This window comes from Microvirga sp. 2TAF3, assembly GCF_052114965.1.
Classification (GTDB): Bacteria; Pseudomonadota; Alphaproteobacteria; order Rhizobiales; family Beijerinckiaceae; genus Microvirga.
The window spans coordinates 85,560-104,707 of the sequence record NZ_JBFRFT010000005.1 but is presented as its reverse complement, the minus strand read 5'-3'; the positions used below and the strand labels follow the sequence as shown (position 1 = coordinate 104,707).

At 62.8% G+C, this 19,148-nt stretch carries 15 protein-coding genes; all 15 read left to right on the top strand.

Annotated features, from left to right (window positions below; translation table 11 throughout):
* On the top strand, positions 1–405 hold the full coding sequence (gene mce, locus AB4Y97_RS07215) for a methylmalonyl-CoA epimerase (RefSeq protein WP_441998348.1): 405 nt from the start codon (positions 1–3) through the stop codon (positions 403–405).
* A gap of 22 nt (positions 406–427) precedes the next feature.
* On the top strand, positions 428–751 hold the full coding sequence (locus AB4Y97_RS07210; protein ID WP_441998347.1) for a DUF1467 family protein: 324 nt from the start codon (positions 428–430) through the stop codon (positions 749–751).
* A gap of 599 nt (positions 752–1,350) precedes the next feature.
* Positions 1,351–2,679 (top strand): proline--tRNA ligase, encoded by a 1,329-nt coding sequence (gene proS, locus AB4Y97_RS07205; protein WP_441998346.1) that lies wholly within the window; start codon positions 1,351–1,353, stop codon positions 2,677–2,679.
* Between the two features lie 7 nt (positions 2,680–2,686).
* The gene (locus AB4Y97_RS07200) at positions 2,687–3,961 is read left to right on the top strand and encodes a lipoprotein-releasing ABC transporter permease subunit (RefSeq protein WP_441998345.1); all 1,275 of its coding nucleotides are present in this window, start codon (positions 2,687–2,689) and stop codon (positions 3,959–3,961) included.
* A 3-nt stretch (positions 3,962–3,964) separates the two neighbouring features.
* Positions 3,965–4,660, top strand: coding sequence for an ABC transporter ATP-binding protein (locus AB4Y97_RS07195; RefSeq protein WP_441998344.1), 696 nt, complete (start codon positions 3,965–3,967; stop codon positions 4,658–4,660).
* A 547-nt stretch (positions 4,661–5,207) separates the two neighbouring features.
* Entirely contained in the window at positions 5,208–8,681 is a 3,474-nt protein-coding gene (gene dnaE, locus AB4Y97_RS07190) for a DNA polymerase III subunit alpha (protein WP_441998343.1), read from the top strand.
* A gap of 322 nt (positions 8,682–9,003) precedes the next feature.
* Positions 9,004–10,017, top strand: a complete 1,014-nt coding sequence (locus tag AB4Y97_RS07185; RefSeq protein ID WP_441998342.1) for a 30S ribosomal protein S2 — start codon at positions 9,004–9,006, stop codon at positions 10,015–10,017.
* A gap of 112 nt (positions 10,018–10,129) precedes the next feature.
* Positions 10,130–11,059 (top strand): translation elongation factor Ts, encoded by a 930-nt coding sequence (tsf, locus tag AB4Y97_RS07180; protein ID WP_441998341.1) that lies wholly within the window; start codon positions 10,130–10,132, stop codon positions 11,057–11,059.
* An 89-nt stretch (positions 11,060–11,148) separates the two neighbouring features.
* A complete protein-coding gene (pyrH, locus tag AB4Y97_RS07175) occupies positions 11,149–11,907 on the top strand; it encodes a UMP kinase (protein ID WP_441998340.1) in 759 nt (252 codons plus the stop codon).
* Positions 11,908–11,964: 57 nt separating this feature from the next.
* A complete protein-coding gene (gene frr, locus AB4Y97_RS07170) occupies positions 11,965–12,525 on the top strand; it encodes a ribosome recycling factor (protein WP_441998339.1) in 561 nt (186 codons plus the stop codon).
* An 87-nt stretch (positions 12,526–12,612) separates the two neighbouring features.
* Positions 12,613–13,320: an isoprenyl transferase gene (locus tag AB4Y97_RS07165; RefSeq protein ID WP_441998468.1), complete on the top strand. Its 708-nt coding sequence runs from the start codon at positions 12,613–12,615 to the stop codon at positions 13,318–13,320.
* 2 nt (positions 13,321–13,322) lie between these two features.
* Positions 13,323–14,177, top strand: coding sequence for a phosphatidate cytidylyltransferase (locus AB4Y97_RS07160; RefSeq protein ID WP_441998337.1), 855 nt, complete (start codon positions 13,323–13,325; stop codon positions 14,175–14,177).
* A 5-nt stretch (positions 14,178–14,182) separates the two neighbouring features.
* On the top strand, positions 14,183–15,343 hold the full coding sequence (gene dxr, locus AB4Y97_RS07155; protein WP_441998336.1) for a 1-deoxy-D-xylulose-5-phosphate reductoisomerase: 1,161 nt from the start codon (positions 14,183–14,185) through the stop codon (positions 15,341–15,343).
* A 41-nt stretch (positions 15,344–15,384) separates the two neighbouring features.
* Entirely contained in the window at positions 15,385–16,548 is a 1,164-nt protein-coding gene (rseP, locus tag AB4Y97_RS07150; RefSeq protein ID WP_441998335.1) for an RIP metalloprotease RseP, read from the top strand.
* A gap of 167 nt (positions 16,549–16,715) precedes the next feature.
* Positions 16,716–19,112 carry an outer membrane protein assembly factor BamA gene (gene bamA, locus AB4Y97_RS07145; RefSeq protein WP_441998334.1) on the top strand — a complete coding sequence of 799 codons (2,397 nt, stop codon included), beginning with the start codon at positions 16,716–16,718 and terminating at the stop codon, positions 19,110–19,112.
* Positions 19,113–19,148 lie beyond the last annotated feature (36 nt).

Here is a 19,148-nt window from a genome sequence, read left to right as displayed (position 1 = left end):
ATGATCGGCCGTCTCAACCATGTCGCAATCGCCGTTCGCGATATCGGCGCGGCGTCCGACGTCTATCGCGGCACTCTGGGGGCCGAGGTCTCGGCTCCGGAGCAACTGCCCGAGCATGGCGTGACGGTCGTCTTCATTTCGCTCCCCAACACCAAGATCGAGCTGCTCGAACCCTTGGGCGCGGATTCGCCCATCGCCAAATTCCTGGAGAAGAACCCGGACGGCGGCATCCACCATATCTGCTATGAGGTGGACGATCTCGGCGCGGCGCGAGATCGGCTGATAAAGACCGGAGCCCGCGTGCTCGGTTCGGGAGAGCCTAAGATCGGGGCTCATGGAAAGCCGGTTCTGTTCCTGCATCCGAAGGACTTCTTCGGAACGCTCGTCGAACTTGAGCAAGCTTGAGGGTAGACCATTGATAAAGTTGATGAAATCTCTTTCGGAATCGTTCTGGACAACCTCGGCGGTCGTTGTGGCCATCTCGGCTATTGCCGTCGGCATTGTCGTCACGGCCTTCGAGCTTCGGGTCAGCGGCGGAACTGCCCTTTATTTCATCATCTGGTGGACGTTGCTTTTCGCCATCCTGCCCTTCGGGGTTCGCAGTCAGGCGGAGACCGGGGAGGTGGTCCGCGGCAGCGAGCCAGGAGCACCCGCTGCGCCGGCTTTGCGCGAAAAGGCGCTCTGGACGACGCTTGTCTCCGCCATCGTTCTCATTGTCGTTGCCGGAGTCCTGCCGCTTTCGGGATTGTAAGGCGCGGTTGGAGCGGGCCTGTCCGCCGCATTCCGGGGCGGCCCGTCGGACTGGAACCCATACCCGCCGAGGCAGCAGGATAAGGCACAATGATGGCCGCCGCTTCTTATCCGCGTATGTCAGCGGTTATAGGTTCCGGGCTCCGCTGCGCGGCCCCGGAATGACGGCGAGGGTATTTCGCGGCAAGAGCCCGGAATTCACGGCTCAATTCGCAAGAAAATCTTTCGGGGAAAAGAAAAAGCAAGGCTTTCGCCTTGCTTGAACTGCCTTTTGGCAAATTTTGATCCTTGGCTTTCTTTCGCCGTCGCCTGCTATGGCGCGCGAGGATCTTGTTCCTCCCGAAACTCGGACCGCAACCTCTGACTTTGAAAGTCTAAGATGTTAGCCATTGCTTTATAGAGGCCCTGCCGGGGGCTGTCATCTTTTTTGGCAGTCGTTGATGCAATTTTCGGCACATTCCCCATTACTCTTTCGTATAAGGCACCATGCAGTCCCCCCTTTGAGACGATGACAGCTTGTTTTTTGGCGGGGGGCTGTGTTGTGTGCTTGAAACGAGTCGTATCCCGTCCACCTCTTTTCATCGATCCTGAAGGCGTTCCATGCGTTTGAGCCGCTATTTCCTGCCCATCCTCCGCGAGACGCCGAAAGAGGCGGAGATCATTTCCCATCGCCTGATGCTGCGGGCCGGGCTGATCCGGCAGGAATCAGCCGGAATCTATGCCTGGCTGCCGCTCGGCCTTCGCGTCCTGAACAAGGTCAATGCCATCATCCGCGAGGAGCAGAACCGCTCCGGCGCGGTCGAGTTGCTGATGCCGACAATCCAGTCGGCGGATCTCTGGCGCGAATCCGGGCGCTACGACGCCTATGGCAAGGAAATGCTGCGCATCCAGGACCGGCACGAGCGTGAGATGCTCTACGGTCCGACCAACGAAGAAATGATCACGGAGATCTTCCGGGGCTATGTGCGCTCCTACAAGGACCTGCCGCTCAACCTCTACCACATCCAGTGGAAGTTCCGTGACGAGGTGCGGCCGCGCTTCGGCGTCATGCGCTCGCGCGAGTTCCTGATGAAGGATGCCTATTCCTTCGATCTGGATCAGGCTGGGGCCCGGCATTCCTACAACAAGATGTTCGTGGCCTATCTTCGCACCTTCGCCCGCATGGGCCTGAAGGCCATCCCGATGCGGGCCGATACCGGCCCCATCGGCGGCGATCTGAGTCACGAATTCATCATTCTGGCCTCGACCGGCGAGAGCGAGGTGTTCTGCCACGCGGATTATCTCAACTTCGATATCCCCGCGGCCGATACGGATTTCGACAACGCGTCGGGCCTTCAGGCGCTCGTCGACAAGTGGACGTCGCTCTACGCCGCGACATCGGAAATGCACGACGCGACCGCGTTCGACGCCGTGTCCGCCGACAAGAAGATGTCCGCGCGCGGCATCGAGGTCGGCCATATCTTCTATTTCGGCACCAAGTATTCCGCTCCCATGGGCGCGAAGGTCATGGGGCCGGACGGGCAGGAGCGGGAGGTCCATATGGGCTCCTACGGCATCGGCCCGAGCCGCCTCATCGCCGCGATCATTGAGGCGAGCCACGACGAGAACGGCATCATCTGGCCGGAATCGGTGGCGCCGTTCGACGTTGCGCTCCTCAATCTCAAGTCCGGCGATGCGGCCACCGACGAGGCCTGCGGCAAGCTCTATCGCGAGCTGACGGCGGCCGGCCGCGACGTGCTCTACGACGACCGCGACGAGCGCCCGGGCGGCAAATTCGCCACCGCCGATCTCATCGGCATTCCGTGGCAGGTCGTGATCGGCCCGAAGGGGCTCGCCGACGGCAAGGTGGAACTGAAACACCGCGCCACGGGCGAGCGGGAATTGCTGCCGCTCGGCGATGTGGTCGCGCGGCTCACCGGTCGCTCCTAAGGGTGTGATGGCCAAGTCAGCAAAAACCGGGACAAAACCCTTCTCGCTCTTCGAGTGGATGCTCGCCGGGCGCTACCTGCGCACGCGGCGGCGGGAGGGCTTCGTCTCGGTCATTGCCGGCTTCTCCTTCCTCGGCATCATGCTCGGGGTTGCGACGCTCATCGTCGTGCTCTCGGTCATGAACGGCTTCCGCAAGGAGCTGCTCGACAAGATCGTGGGCATCAACGGCCATATCTTCGTCGCACCCATCGATTCCCCGCTGACCGACTACGAGGAAGTCACCAAGCGCATCGCGGCGGTTCCCGGCGTGAAGCGCGCCATGCCACTCATCGAGGGGCAGGCCTTCGGCTCCTCGCAATATAACGGCAGCGGTGTTCTCGTTCGTGGCGTCCGGGGCGAGGATCTGCGCAAGATCGAGCATATCGCCGGCAATCTCCGGCAGGGTACCCTGGAGAATTTCGACCAGGGCGAGGGCGTCGCCATCGGACGTCGTCTGGCGGAGGCCCTCTCGATCCAGGCGGGCGATACCTTCACGCTGATCACGCCGCGCGGCGCCTCGACGCCGTTCGGCACGGCGCCGCGCATCAAGGGCTATCCGGTCAAGGCCGTGTTCGAGATCGGCATGTCGGAATTCGATTCAAGCTTCGTCTACATGCCGCTCGCCGAGGCCCAGAGCTATTTCAACCGGCCGAACGACGTGCAGCTGATCGAGGTCTATCTCGACAACGCCGACAAGGTGGACGAAGCCCGCGCCGCCATCGAGGAAGCGGCGGGACGGCCGATCCTGATGACCGACTGGCGGCAGCGAAACCGCACCTTCTTCGGCGCGCTCGAAGTGGAGCGGAACGTGATGTTCCTCATCCTCACCCTCATCGTTCTGGTGGCCGCGCTCAACATCATCTCCGGACTCATCATGCTCGTGAAGGACAAGTCGAACGACATCGCAATCCTGCGCACCATGGGCGCGACGAGGGGGGCGGTGATGCGGGTCTTCCTGATCACCGGTGCATCCATCGGCATCGTTGGCACCATTGCCGGTTTCGGCCTCGGTCTGCTGCTTGCGCTCAACGTGGAGAGCATCCGCAACTTCATCTCGTATCTGACGAACACGAACCTCTTTCCGGCGGAACTCTACTTCCTCAGCCGCCTCCCGGCGGATGTGAACCCGACGGAGGTCGTGACCATTCTCGTCATGGCGATGGTGCTGTCGCTGCTTGCAACCCTTTACCCCTCCTGGCGCGCCGCGAAACTCGACCCGGTCGAGGCGCTGCGTTACGGATAAAGCATGTCATCCGGCCAGTCCAAACCCGCTCTCTACCTGTCGAAAGTCGAGCGCCGCTACCCGCAGGGGGAGGGCTTTCTCGAAGTCCTGCGCGGCGCGGACCTCGCGATCTGGCCGGGGGAGATCGTGGCGCTGATCGCGCCCTCGGGAACCGGCAAATCCACCCTGCTTCATGTGGCGGGCCTGCTTGAAAAGCCCGATGGCGGCGAGGTCTTCGTCGGCGGCCAGCCGACTGCGGCGATGAACGACCGGGAGCGCACGCGCCTGCGGCGGGAGGAACTCGGCTTCGTCTACCAGTTCCACCATCTCCTGCCGGAGTTCTCTGCCCTCGAGAATGTGGTGCTGCCCCAACTCATCCGGGGCCTCAAGAAGGGCGAAGCGCAGGAGCGGGGCAAGCAGATTCTCACCTTCCTCGGTCTCGGCAAGCGGCTGGAGAACCGGCCCGGTGAGCTCTCGGGCGGCGAGCAGCAGCGTGTGGCCATCGCCCGCGCCGTCGCCAATGCGCCGCGCCTTCTGCTGGCGGACGAGCCGACCGGAAACCTCGATCCGAACACGGCCGACCGGGTCTTCCAGACCCTCGTCTCGATCGTCCGGGCCTCCAAGCTCGCGGCTCTGATCGCCACCCACAATCTCGACCTTGCTGCCCGCATGGATCGTCGCGTCACCATCCGCGACGGGCAGATCGTGCAGTTGCGATAAGGGCGGTCCCGCCCCGCGCCGTCATCCCGGACGCCGTCAGGCGATCCGGAATCGTGGACAAGAAGACACCTCATCCTGAAAACGATCCCTGGTTCTGCCGCGCAGCCCCGGGATGACGGCGCGTGAATGCGAGAGGCCTTTCAGAGCCGAGGGCTGTTTTTAGCCTCCCTCGAAATCGCATCCACATAATTTCCACCGACCATCTCCCGCTTCGCCTCCGTCCTTCGTTTTAAGATTCCGTTGACTCACCTTTCAACGTATCGATATCCACGCTTTACACAGAACATACATCGAACAATGATGAACTTATCAGGAACACGGAGGTCATCATGCTTCGCATCATCGTTGAAACAGCTGCTGAAATCGCTTCCCTTGCCATATTCGGATCTGCGATAGCGCTGTGGGCGCTGGCACTGTCTCCCCTTGCGTGATTTCCCATAGTTCACAGGAATCCACGCGATCCACAGGAACTGGATTTCCCTGACCTGCCTTAAGGATTGGTCAGGGGAGAATCGTGTCACAATGCGCCCATATCGAGTTGGGTTTCATGACGCGCATTCTTCAAGATATCGGCTTCGTCCACCTGCATGTGCATTCCTCGTACTCGCTGCTCGAGGGGGCTCTGAAAATCGCGCAGTTGGCGAAGCTCGCGGCGGCGGACAAGCAGCCGGCGCTGGCGCTGACCGACACCAACAATCTCTTCGGCGCGCTCGAATTCTCCGAGAAGCTGGCCGGGTCCGGCATCCAGCCCATCGCCGGCGTTCAGCTCTCGGTCTGTTTCGAGGAGGCCGATCCGGCGGCGCGGGTGGCCCCGCAGCCAGCCAATATCGTGCTCCTGGCCCAGAACGACGAGGGCTATCGCAACCTCATGCGCCTCGTGAGCCATGCCTATTTCGGCGTGCCTCTCGGGGAATCGCCCCGCGTCGCGGCGCCTGCACTCGCCAGGCATTGCGAGGGGCTGATCGCACTGACGGGCGGCCTCACCGGGCCGCTCGACTCGGCGCTTCGCAATGGTAGCCGGCAGGATCTCGCCCAGGCGCGGCTCGACATCTTGAAACACGCCTTCGGCCATCAGCTTTATGTGGAGATCCAGCGTCACGGGCTCGACGAGGAGCGGCTGGTCGAGAGCGAGTTGATCGCGCTCGCCGACAGGAACGGCCTTCCCATCGTCGCCGCCAACGAGCCGTTCTTCTCGGCTCCCGGCGATTACGTGGCCCACGACGCACTGCTCGCCATCGCCGAAGGGCGCATCGTTTCCGACGACAACCGCCGCCGCCTGTCGCCGCAGCACGACTTCAAGACGCGCAAGCAGATGATGGAGCTGTTCGCGGATCTGCCGGACGCACTTCAGGCCAGCGTCGAGATTGCCATGCGCTGTTCCACCCGTGTCAGGACGCGCAAGCCCATCCTTCCGAGCTTCGGCGTCGGATCGGACGCCGTCGCACTGGACGAGGGCGAGGAATTGCAGCGGCAGGCGGAGGAGGGGCTTACCAAGCGCCTGGCCGCACACGGCCCTGCTCCCGGACTGACGGAACAGGATTATCACGACCGGCTTGCCTTCGAGGTCGGCATCATCCGGAACATGAAGTTTCCGGGCTACTTCCTGATCGTGGCCGACTTCATCAAATGGGCGAAGGATCACAACATCCCGGTGGGGCCGGGGCGCGGTTCGGGCGCGGGATCGCTCGTTGCCTACGCGCTGACCATCACCGATCTCGATCCGTTGCGGTTCAGCCTGCTGTTCGAGCGCTTCCTCAATCCGGAACGCGTCTCGATGCCGGACTTCGATATCGATTTCTGCGTCGAAGGGCGCGAGCGCGTCATCGAATACGTGCAGCAGCGTTATGGCGAGGAACAGGTCGCGCAGATCATCACCTTCGGTACGCTGCTCGCCCGCGGCGTGATGCGCGACGTCGGCCGTGTGCTCGAAATGCCTTATGGCCAGGTCGACAAGTTGACCAAGCTCGTGCCGCAGAACCCGGCCAATCCCGTCACTCTGAAACAGGCCATCGAGGGCGAGCCGAAGCTTCAGGCCGCCATCGACGAGGAGCCCGTCGTCAAGCGCATGCTCGACATCGCGCAGAAGCTGGAAGGCCTGCACCGCCACGCCTCGACGCACGCTGCCGGCGTGGTGATCGGCGATCGTCCGCTGCAGGAGCTGGTGCCGCTCTACCGAGACCCGAAGACCGGCATGCGGGTGACCCAGTACAACATGAAATGGGTCGAGCAGGCGGGCCTCGTGAAGTTCGACTTCCTCGGCCTGAAGACGCTGACCGTCTTGAGAGCTGCCGTCGATCTCATCCGACGCCGCGACATCGAAGTCGATCTCTCGGCGCTGCCGCTCGACGACAAGAAGTCCTACGAAATGCTTTGCCGGGGTGAGACGGTCGGCGTGTTCCAGGTGGAATCGGTCGGCATGCGCAAGGCCCTCGTGGAGATGGAGTCCGACCGTTTCGAGGACATCATCGCCCTCGTCGCGCTCTACCGTCCGGGCCCGATGGCGAATATCCCGGTCTATTGCGCGCGCAAGCTCGGCAAGGACGAGCACAACAAGAAGGACTGGTATCCGCACCCGAAGCTGGAGCCGATCCTGAAGGAGACCTTCGGCATCATCGTCTACCAGGAGCAGGTGATGGAGGTGGCGAAAGTCCTCGCCGGCTACTCGCTCGGCGACGCCGACCTGCTCCGCCGCGCCATGGGTAAGAAGATCAAGGCCGAGATGGACGCCCAGCGCGAGCGCTTCGTCTCGGGCGCCGTCGCGGGCGGAATCGACAAGGCGAAGGCGAACGAGATCTTCGACCTGCTCGCCAAGTTCGCCGATTACGGCTTCAACAAGAGCCACGCGGCCGCCTATGCGCTCGTCGCGTTCCAGACCGCCTATCTGAAGGCGAATTATCCGGTCGAGTTCTTGGCGGCGTCCATGACGCTCGATCTCGACAACACCGACAAGCTGTCCGAATTCCGCCGCGAGGCCCAGCGCCTCGGCATCAAGGTCGAACCGCCATCGATCAACCGCTCGGGCGTGGTGTTCGACGTGAAATACGATGCCGAGGGCAACGGCGCGATCCTCTATGCGCTCGCCGCCGTGAAGGGCGTGGGGCGCCAAGCCGTCGAATCCCTCATCGAGGCGCGGGGCGACAAGCCCTTCGAGAGCCTTGCCGACTTTGCCCGGCGGATCAATCCGCGCATGCTCAACAAGCGCACGCTGGAAAACCTGGTCGCGGCGGGCGCCTTCGACGAGATGGAGCCGGACCGTGCCAAGGCCAGCGCCTCCATCGACGCCATGATGAGCCTCGCCCAGCAATCCCACGAGGCGGCGAACGGCGGCATGATCGACATGTTCGGCGGCGTCGCCTCGGCCGATGTGCAGCTACGCATTCCACCTTATGAACCCTGGCCCGCCGCAGAGAAGCTTCAGAAGGAATACGATGCCGTCGGCTTCTTCCTGTCCGGTCACCCGCTGGACGAGTATGGCGATCTCCTGAAGAATCTGCGCGTCCAGACCTGGGCCGATTTCAGCCGCTCGGTGAAGGCGGGCAATTCGGTCGGGCGCGTCGCCGCCACGGTGCTCGACCGGCAGGAGAGGCGTACCAAGACCGGCAACAAGATGGGCATCATCAACCTCTCGGATCAGACCGGCCATTTCGAGGCCATCATCTTCTCCGAAGGACTTCAGCGCCTGCGCGACATCCTGGAGCCGGGCAACGCCGTCGTGCTCATGCTCCAGGCGGGTGTCGAGGGCGAAGAGGTGAGGGCGCGGATCGGCATGGCCGAGCCCCTGGAGGAGGCCGTCGCCAAGCACCAGAAGGGCATGCGCATCTTCCTGCGCGACGAGCGCCCCATCGGCAGCGTCTACGAGCGCCTGAAGGCCCGTGGGGAGGGGGAGGTCTCCCTCGTCCTGATCCTCGACGACGGAGACCGTGAGGTGGAGGTGAAGCTTCCAGGCAAATACATGGCCACACCCCAGATCGCAGGCGCGCTCCGCGCCGTGCCGGGGGTGGTGGATGTGCATATGAATTGAGTCCCTCCGTCATTCCGGGGCGCCGCAGGCGAGCCCGGAACCCAGAGCCGCTGACGCTTGCGAATAGGGCGCAACGGTTGCCACCTCGCCCAATCCCCGAACTGGTAGTGTTTATGGGTTCCGGGCTCTCGCTCCCGCTCGCCCCGGAATGACGGTGGAGCAGCTCCGGTATGACGGGCCCTCCTTGCTTGCATTTGAGCGCCTTTTGGCCTATATGCGCGCCTATCCCACACGCGGAGCTTGCCTCATGACTGAATGAGGCGTCCCGGTGGCCGGTTAGCCCGGTCCACTGCTCCGCGGAGGCTTAACCGGAGAAAAGACTATGGCGCTTCCTGAATTTTCGATGCGTTCGCTGCTTGAAGCTGGCGCGCATTTTGGCCACCAGGCCCACCGTTGGAACCCGAAGATGGGTCAATACATCTTCGGCACCCGCAACAACATCCACATTATCGACCTCGCCCAGACGGTCCCGATGCTGCACCGCGCCCTCCAGGCCGTCAGCGATACGGTGGCCAAGGGCGGTCGCGTGCTCTTCGTCGGCACGAAGCGGCAGGCTGCCGATTCGGTTGCCGAGGCTGCCAAGCGCTCGGCCCAGTATTATGTGAACTCCCGCTGGCTCGGCGGCATGCTGACCAACTGGAAGACGATCTCCGGCTCGATCTCGCGCCTGCGCAAGGTCGACGAGATCCTCGCCGGCGGCGGTCAGGGCCTCACCAAGAAAGAGCGTCTCATGCTCGCCCGCGAGAAGGAGAAGCTCGAGCGCGCCCTCGGCGGCATCAAGGACATGGGCGGCACGCCCGACCTGATCTTCGTCATCGACACCAACAAGGAGCAGCTCGCGATCCAGGAGGCCCGTCGCCTCGGTATCCCGGTTGCCGCGATCGTCGATACGAACTCCGATCCGGACGGCATCACCTTCCCGGTTCCGGCCAATGACGACGCCGGCCGCGCGATCTCGCTCTATTGCGATCTGATCTCCCGCGCCGCTCTCGATGGCATCTCCCGCGGCGCCGGCGCCATGGGCATCGATATCGGTGCGTCCGAGAATCCGATGGCCGAAGAGCTCCCGGCGGGCGACACCGGCTCCTCGGAGCAGGGCGAGCAGTTCGAGCGTCTTGCGGCTCCCCGCGGCGCTCCGGACGATCTGACGAAGCTCACGGGCGTCGGCCCGCAGCTCGAGAAGAAGCTCAACGAGGCCGGCATCTTCCATTACTGGCAGGTCGCCGCCATGCAGCCGGCCGACGTGGCCCAGCTTGACAAGGACGCCAAGCTCAACGGCCGCATCGACCGTGACGGCTGGATCGGCCAGGCCCGTTCGATGATCGAGGCTGCTTGATTTAAGCCGGCCCGGCGCCGGTTGATCCGGCGCCTCTTGAACGAAACTTATCAGCCCGGCGTTCCCTGAACGCCGGGCTCCCTCTATGTACGAACCCGTGAAAGGACGAGCCATGGCGAACATTACCGCTGCGATGGTGAAGGAGCTGCGCGAGACGACCAGCGCCGGCATGATGGACTGCAAGACCGCCCTCAACGAGACCAACGGCGACCTTGAGGCTGCGATCGACTGGCTGCGCAAGAAGGGCCTCTCGAAGGCCGCCAAGAAGGCCGGACGCGTTGCGGCTGAGGGCCTCGTCGCCGTCGAGTCCTCGGGGCACATCGCCACGATCCTCGAAGTGAACTCCGAGACCGACTTCGTCGCCCGTAACGACCAGTTCCAGGCTTTCGCACGCGAAGCCGCCAAGATAGCCCTCATGGGCAACGGCACGGTTGAGGCTCTCGAAGCCGCGCACTTCCCCGGTTCGCAGACGACCGTGAAGGACCGTCTTCAGGAGCTGATCGCCACCATCGGCGAAAACATGACCCTGCGCCGCGTCGCCAAGCTCGAGGTGTCGAAGGGCGTCATCGCCTCCTACATCCACAACGCGGTGAGCGACGGCCTCGGCAAGATCGGCGTTCTCGTGGCGCTTGAGTCCGAAGGTGATGTGGACGCTCTGAGCACCCTCGGTCGCCAGATCGCCATGCATGTCGCAGCCACCAATCCGGTTGCGGTCGATGCTTCCGGCATCGATGCCGCGACGGTGGAGCGCGAGAGCAACATCCTGCGCGAGAAGAACGCCGGCAAGCCGGACAACGTGCTGCAGAAGATCGTCGAGAGCGGTCTGAAGAGCTACTACAAGGAGGTTACCCTTCTGGAGCAGCCCTTCGTTCACGATCCGTCGAAGACCGTGGCGCAGGTTCTGAAGGAAGCCGAATCCAAGGCAGGCAAGCCGGTGACCCTCAAGGCCTTCGTCCGCTATGCCCTCGGCGAGGGCATCGAGAAGGAAGAGGCCCCCGATTTCGCGGCCGAGGTGGCCGCGGCGGCCGGGGTGAAAGCCTAATCAGACCTCAAGACAAACGGCGGCGCTTCAGCCGCCGTTTTCATGAGAGGGTGGAGCATGCTTCACTGGGAAGGAAAGGAACCGATGCGATGGCTTGGGCCAGGGGATCGGTTCATCGAAAGAGAGGTCTGGCAGTGACGAAATTCCGGCGCATTCTGGTAAAGCTCTCGGGAGAGGCTTTGATGGCTCCCGACGGATATTGGCTCGACCCCCAGACCTTGTCGGGTCTGGCGGAAGATCTGGCCAACGCGACCCGCGCCGGTTTCGAGATCGCCCTCGTCATAGGCGGCGGCAATATTATCCGTGGTGCCCGCATGAGCGCCGCCGGATGGATCGACCGCCCCACCGCCGATTCCATGGGCATGCTGGGCACTGTCATGAATTCGCTCGCCATCGAGACGGCTCTGAATGCCGCCGGTGTTTCCGCGCGCACCATGGCGGCGGTGTCGATGCCGACGATCTGCGAGACTTATGCCCGCCAGCCGGCCCTGCACCATCTGGACAAGGGCCAGGTGGTCGTGCTCGCCGGCGGAACCGGCAACCCCTTCTTCACTACAGATACGGCCGCCGTTCTACGGGCCGCCGAGCTGCGTTGCGACGCGGTTCTGAAGGCCACCCAGGTCGACGGCGTCTATTCAGCCGATCCGAAGAAGGACCCGAAGGCGATTCGATTCGATCGGCTCACCCATGATGAGGCGATCGCGAAGGATCTGAAGGTGATGGATACGGCGGCTTTCGCCCTTGCCCGTGAAAGCCGGCTGCCGATTATCGTCGGATCGGTCCATGCCCCCAGTTCTGTGACTGCAATCCTGAAGGGGGATGTCTTCTCGACCATTGTCGCCCCTTGATGCAAGCACCAGGGAAGCGTAAGCCCGTTCTAATAGTTCGAGTTAGGAACAATCACGATGGCAACGACCTTTGACCTCGATGACGTGAAGCGCCGCATGCAAGGCGCCATCAACGCGTTCAAGCATGACCTTGGCAGCCTTCGGACGGGCCGCGCCTCGCCGAGCCTGCTCGACCCGATCCAGGTCGACGCCTATGGCTCGCTGATGCCGATCACCCAGGTCGCGACGGTCAGCGTGCCGGAGCCGCGCCTGCTCAGCGTCCAGGTGTGGGATCGCGGCATGGTCGCCGCCGTCGAGAAGGCGATCCGCGAATCCGATCTGGGCCTGAACCCGCAGACCGAAGGTCAGGTCATCCGGCTGCGCATTCCGGAAATGAACGAGCAGCGCCGCAAGGAGATGGTGAAGGTCGCGCACAAATACGCGGAGGAAGCCCGCGTCGCGATCCGCCATGTGCGCCGCGACGGCCTCGATCTCCTCAAGAAGCTCGAAAAGGACAGCGCCATCAGCGAGGACGATGCCAAGCGCCAGGGTGATCAGGTCCAGAAGGCGACCGATCATTTCGTGGCCGAGGTCGAAACCCTCCTCGTCGCCAAGGAGAAGGAGATCATGCACGTCTGATCGTCGGGCCTGCATGAGGAAAAGCCCATGAGCGGAGAAGCGCAGCGTTCGGTTCCAACCTATGCCGGCAAGGATGCGGGCGAGGGCATGCCGACGCATGTCGCGATCATCATGGACGGCAACGGCCGGTGGGCAGCACAGCGCGGACTGCCCCGGTTCGAGGGGCACCGCCGGGGTGTCGAGGCGATCCGGCGCGCCGTGCGCTCGGCGGGCGATCTCGGCATCCGTTATCTGACAGTCTACAGCTTCTCGGCGGAAAACTGGCGTCGTCCGGCGCAGGAAGTCTCCGATCTGATGGGACTGCTCAAGCGTTTCGTCCGGCATGACCTTGCCGACCTGCATGCCAACAACATCCGCGTCCGGGTCATCGGCGAGCGGGAGGGGCTGGCATCGGACATCCGCCTTCTCCTCGACGAGGCCGAGCAACTGACCCGGCTCAATACGGGCCTCACCCTGGTCATCGCCTTCAACTATGGTGGGCGCCAGGAAATCGCCCGCGCCATGCGCGAACTCGCTCGGGAGGCGAAGGAGGGGACACTCGACCCCGACACCATCGATGCGGCCATGATCGAGTCCAGGCTCGACACCCATGGCATTCCGGATCCCGATCTCGTAATCCGCACCTCCGGCGAGCAGCGGGTCTCGAACTTCCTGACTTGGCAGACCGCCTATTCGGAGTTCGTCTTCATTCCCGATTTCTGGCCCGATTTCGACGACGCGACCTTCCGGGCCGCCATCGACGAGTATTTCAAGCGCGAGCGCCGTTTCGGCGGCCTCAGCGCCCGGGCGGTCTGATCATGGCCGCGGACGAGGGCTCCTCTCTTGCCGACGCTGTCAAAAGGCCATCCAGCGAGCTCAGTAGCCGGGTCGGTTCCGCCATCGTCCTGATCGCGGTCGCGCTGTTCACCGCCTATCAGGGGGGCTGGACGTTTGCCCTGTTCTGGCTCGCCGCCGGAATCGCCATGATGGTCGAATGGACCAACATGACCCGGGTCGAGCCGCGCTGGCCCGTGCAGATCGTTCTGGGCCTGGGCCTTACCGGGCAGACCGTCCTTCTGCTGAAAGAGGCGGATTTCGCCATCGGTGTCGCCGCAAGTCTCATGCCGCTCGTCCTGGGGGGGCTGCTTGCCCGTGGCACTCAAGGAAAGCTTTGGGCGATCACAGGCTTTGCCTATGGGGCGATTATCGTTCTTGTGCCGCCGATCGTGCGCGCCCATCCCAATCTTGGCCTTGTCGGGCTTCTCTGGATGTTCGCCGTCGTCTGGGCGACCGATATCGCGGCCTATTTCACCGGGCGCAAGTTCGGCGGGCCGAAGCTTTGGGCCCGGGTGAGCCCGAAGAAGACTTGGTCCGGCTTCCTCGGCGGATTGGCGGCCGGTGCCCTCGGTGGATTTCTCGTGGCCTGGGGCGCACAGCGCCTTGGATGGATTCACCCTTTCAGCCTTCGTAATACCGTTATCCTGTCTATGATTGCCTCGGTGGCGAGCCAGCTTGGGGATCTTGGAGAATCGGCCCTCAAGCGGCATTGCGACGTGAAGGATTCCAGTCACCTGATTCCGGGCCATGGGGGCGTGATGGACCGACTCGACGGGTTCTGGGCCGTATCCCTGATCCTGGGGGCCGTCCTTCTGATCATTAGACTGGCAGCATGAGGTTCATGGCACGCTCTCTCACCATCCTTGGCGCTACGGGTTCCATTGGCCGCTCGACGGTGGATGTGGTTCTCGCGCACCGGGACGAGCTTCGCGTCGAAGCCGTCGTCGGCGGTCGCGATGCTCAGGCCTTGGCAAATGTCGCGCGCAAGCTTGGCGCCAGATTCGCGGCGCTGGCCGATGAAAAGGGCGGGGCAACCTTGAAGGAAGCGTTGTCCGGCTCGGGAATCGACAGCGGCGCCGGGCCGAGCGCGGTCATCGAGGCCGCCGAGCGGGATGCCGATGTCGTCCTGGCCGCGATCAGTGGAACGGCGGGCCTGAGCCCGACCCATGCGGCCCTGAAATCCGGCCGGCGGATCGCGCTTGCCAACAAGGAAAGCCTCGTCTGCGCCGGCGCTGCCTTCATGGCGGAGACGCGGCGGCTCGGCGTCGAGATCATGCCGGTCGATTCCGAGCACAATGCCCTCGACCAGGCGCTCGCGGCCGGACGGAACGGGGATGTGGAGAAGGCGATCATCACCGCAACCGGCGGCCCATTCAGGACATGGACGCGGGAACGGATCGAGAAGGCAAGCCCGGCCGAGGCGTCGGCCCATCCGGTTTGGTCCATGGGGTCCAAGATCAATATCGATTCCGCGACCCTGATGAACAAAGGCCTCGAGCTGATCGAGGCGCACCATCTCTTCGGCCTCGAACCGGAGCGCCTCGATGTGCTGGTCCATCCGGAGGCCATCATCCACGGCCTGGTGCAATGGAGCGACGGTGCCTTGACCGCGGGATTGGCTTTGCCGGACATGAAAGTCCCCATCGCCAATGCCCTGCGTCACCGTGAGCGCCTTGCAATGGACCTGCCTCGTCTCGATCTTGCCGCTATTGGCCGTTTAAGCTTCGAGAGAGCCGATGAGACCCGTTTCCCGTGTCTCACCCTGGCCAGGGCTGCGCTTCAGGCCGGAGGAGCGATGCCGACCGTCCTCAATGCTGCCAATGAGATCGCTGTCGAAGCGTTCATGGCAGGACGGATAGGATTCTATGCTATATCTGAGAAAGTTGAGATGGTTTGTTCAACTTTTTCACGAAGGAGCATCTCGGCGCCTGTAACGATTTCGGATGCTCTTGCGATTGACGAGGAAGCTCGGGTGGCAGCGCGGCGGCTCATGCCGCCCTAAGCTGAAGCCGGCACTGCCTGACGGGCATGAAAGGGACGATAATGGATTGGCTTGGGACCATCACCGGAGCGACAGGCTCCTTCTTGCTGACGATCATCTCCTTTCTCGTCGTTCTCACTGTCGTCGTCTTCATCCATGAGCTCGGCCATTTCTGGGTCGGACGGCGCTGCGGAGTCGGCGTCACTGCCTTTTCCATCGGCTTCGGGCGGGAGCTGTTCGGCTGGACCGACCGTCATGGGACCCGCTGGAAAATCTCGGCCATTCCTCTCGGCGGCTACGTGAAGTTCGTCGGCGACCTGAATGCGGCCAGCGTTCCCAACCAGGATCAGCTGGATCATATGTCGGCTGCCGAGCGCGCCATAAGTTTTCCCCACCAAAATGTCGCCAAGCGCGCCGCCATCGTCGCGGCCGGACCGATCGCCAATTTCATCCTGGCGATCGCGATCTTCGCGAGCTTCAATTATTTCAACGGGCGTCAGGTCCTGGAACCCCGCATCGAGGCGGTGCAAGCGGGAAGCGCCGCCGAAAAGGCCGGTTTTCAGCCGCACGATCTCATCCTGGCCATCGACGGCAGGCGGATCGACACCTTCGCCGACATGCAGCTCCTGGTCAGCTCGAGCGCCGGCGAGGCTCTCGACTTCACGGTCGATCGGGCGGGGAAGACCGTTTCGTTGAACGCAACGCCGAATTTTGTGGAAAGGACGACTCCCTTCGGCAAGCAGCGCATCGGCCTTCTGGGCGTCGAGGCGTCCCGCGATCCGAACGCCATCAAGCGCGTTTCCTATTCGCCGTTTGGAGCATTGAAGGCCGGGGCGGTCGAAACCTGGAACCTGGTGGAGCGCACGCTCAACTTTATGCGTAGGCTCATTCTCGGCTGGGAATCCGCCGACCAGCTCTCCGGACCGATTGGAATCGCCAGGGCTTCGGGTACCGCTTTCGACGTAGGCGGGGTCTACAGCCTGATCAGCCTGATCGGATTCATGTCGGTTTCGATCGGACTTATTAACCTTTTTCCCATTCCGTTGCTCGATGGCGGCCATCTTCTTTTTTACGCCATCGAAGCGATCCGGGGCCGTCCTTTGAGCGAAAAAGCCCAGGAAATCGGCTTTCGGATCGGTTTTGCCATCGTTGCGATGCTTATGTTGTTCGCAACCTGGAATGACATTGTTCACCTTGGCACAAGTTTCCTGGCCCGTGGAACGTGACAAGGACGCCACGCGGAGCAAAAATGCTACCTCGTTGGAGAAAGCGCCGTTTGCAATAACGGCGAAAGTTTGTACAAGCGGATCGAACCGATAAGGTTGGGGACCAGTGTTTTCAGCCTCGCGGAGAGATCCGCTGTAGGACAAAAGATAAAGAGACGGGCCAGTTGATGATGTCGACGACCACGCCACGCCGGAGAAAACCGGCCGCCACTGCCATGATCGCCATGAGTGCGATGATCGCCGGAATCACTGCAGCCGATACCGCGTTCGCTCAGCAGGCCGCCCAGGGCAGCCGCCGGGCTTCCGTTGCGCAGGGGCCCATCATCAACCGCGTCGTTATCGAAGGTAACAGCCGGGTGGAGAAGGCGCTCATCGAGGGTGATCTCCAGCTGCGGGCCAGGGCGCCTTACAATCAGGCGACCGTGGATGCCGACGTTCAGCGTATCCTCGAGGTCTACCGTCGTTCGGGTCGCGGCCTCGCGCAGGTCACGCCTCGCGTCGTCGATCTTCCCAACGGTCGCGTCGACGTCGTTTATACGATCGTCGAAGGTGACAAGACCGGCATTAAGGAAATCCGTTTCGTCGGAAACAATCAGATTTCGGCCAGCCGCCTCCGTGGCGTGATGACGACGACCGAATCGAACATCCTGAGCTTCCTCAAGAGCACGGACGTTTATGATCCGGCACGCATCGCGAACGATCTGGAGCTGATCCGCCGCTATTATCTCAAGAACGGCTATGCGGATTTCCGCGTCGTTTCCAGCGACGTGCAGTTCGATCCCAATGCCGGCGGCTATGTCGTCACCGTCGCCGTCGACGAAGGTCCGCAATATCGCGTGGGCTCCGTCAACGTCGATTCCCGTATTCCGGAAGTGACCGCGGATTCGGTCCGTGGCGATCTGTCGACCTCGGCGGGTTCGACCTATAATGCCGATGCCGTTCAGCGTTCGCTTCAGGACATCACGACCGACGTGGCGCGCCGGGGCTATGCCTTCGCGCAGGTCCGTCCGGTCGGCACGCGCGATCCGGCAACGCAGACCATCAACCTCTCCTACGTGATCGAAGAGGGGCCGCGGGTCTATATCGAGCGCATCAATGTGCGCGGCAATACGCGGACGCGCGACTACGTCATCCGTCGCGAGTTCGACCTCGGCGAAGGCGACCCCTACAACCGCGTGCTGATGGACCGCGCCGAGCGCCGTCTCAACAACCTCGGCTACTTCAAGCAGGTTCGCATTTCCAACGAGCCGGGCTCCGCGCCCGACCGCGTCGTCGTGAACGTGGATGTGGAAGATCAGTCGACTGGCGCGTTCTCGGTGTCGGGTGGTTATTCGACGTCCGACGGCCTCATCGGCGAAGTCGCGGTCAGCGAGTCGAACTTCCTCGGCCGCGGTCAATTCGTCCGCGTGGCCGGCCAGCTGGGACAGCGTACCAACGGTGTCGACTTCTCGTTCACCGAACCGTACTTCCTCGGCTACCGGATGGCGGCTGGTATCGATCTGTTCTCGAAGTTCAGCGACCAGACCCGGTATGCCCGCTATGAGAACCGCGTGACCGGCGGTCAGCTGCGCTTGGGCCTTCCCTTCACGGAAGAGTTCTCGGTGACCCTGCGTTACTCGCTGTACCAGCAGGATCTGGATATCCCGAACGATCTCAAGCAGCCCTATAACGACTGCTCGCTGCCGATCCCTGGCTACACCCAGCTCAATCCGGGTACCTCAACGCCGAACCGCCTGTTCTGCGAAGGCAACGGCGAAGCGTCGCTCGCGATCAAGGAATCGCAGGGCAAGACCCTGACCTCCCTTGCGGGCCTGACCTTCAACTACAACACGCTCGACAACGTCAAGAACCCGCGCAACGGTTTCTACGGTGAGGTGAAGACCGATTTCGCCGGCCTCGGCGGCGACTCGCGCTACTTCCGCGCCACGGGCGATCTCCGTTACTACCACGAGCTGTGGGAAGATATCGTCGGTATTGCCCGCCTTCAGGGCGGCCAGATCGTGGGTCTCGGCAGCGGCGACAAGGGGGCCGGCGGCGGCGGCGACCTTCGCATCGTCGACCAGTTCTTCCTCGGCCCATCGCTCGTTCGCGGCTTCGCCACCAATGGTATCGGTCCGCGCGATATCTCGAGCTTCGATACGAACGCCAACGCCATCGGCGGCTCCACCTATTTCGGCGGCTCGCTCGAAGTTCAGTTCCCCATCTTCGGCATTCCGCGGGAGTTGGGGCTGAAGGGTGCCGTGTTCGCCGATGCCGGTACGCTGTTTGGTTACAAGGGACCCACGAGATTCGATACCAACGGTAACGGCATCATCGAAGGCTTCGCTCCGACGGGTTGTGCCCAATCCTCATCGGTTTCGCAGGAGTGCATCCTGGTCCGCGACAGCAAGACGATCCGCTCGTCGGTCGGTGCCTCGATCCTGTGGAGCTCTCCGCTCGGACCGATCCGCTTCGACTACGCGATCGCTCTCACGAAGGACGAGGGTGTCCCGGCGGCGAATGGCGCGAAGATCGGCGGAGACCGGACTCAGGCCTTCCGCTTCTCGGGTGGTACACGCTTCTAATTGGAGAGGGCGCCTTGGCGGCGCCCTCGCTTCTTT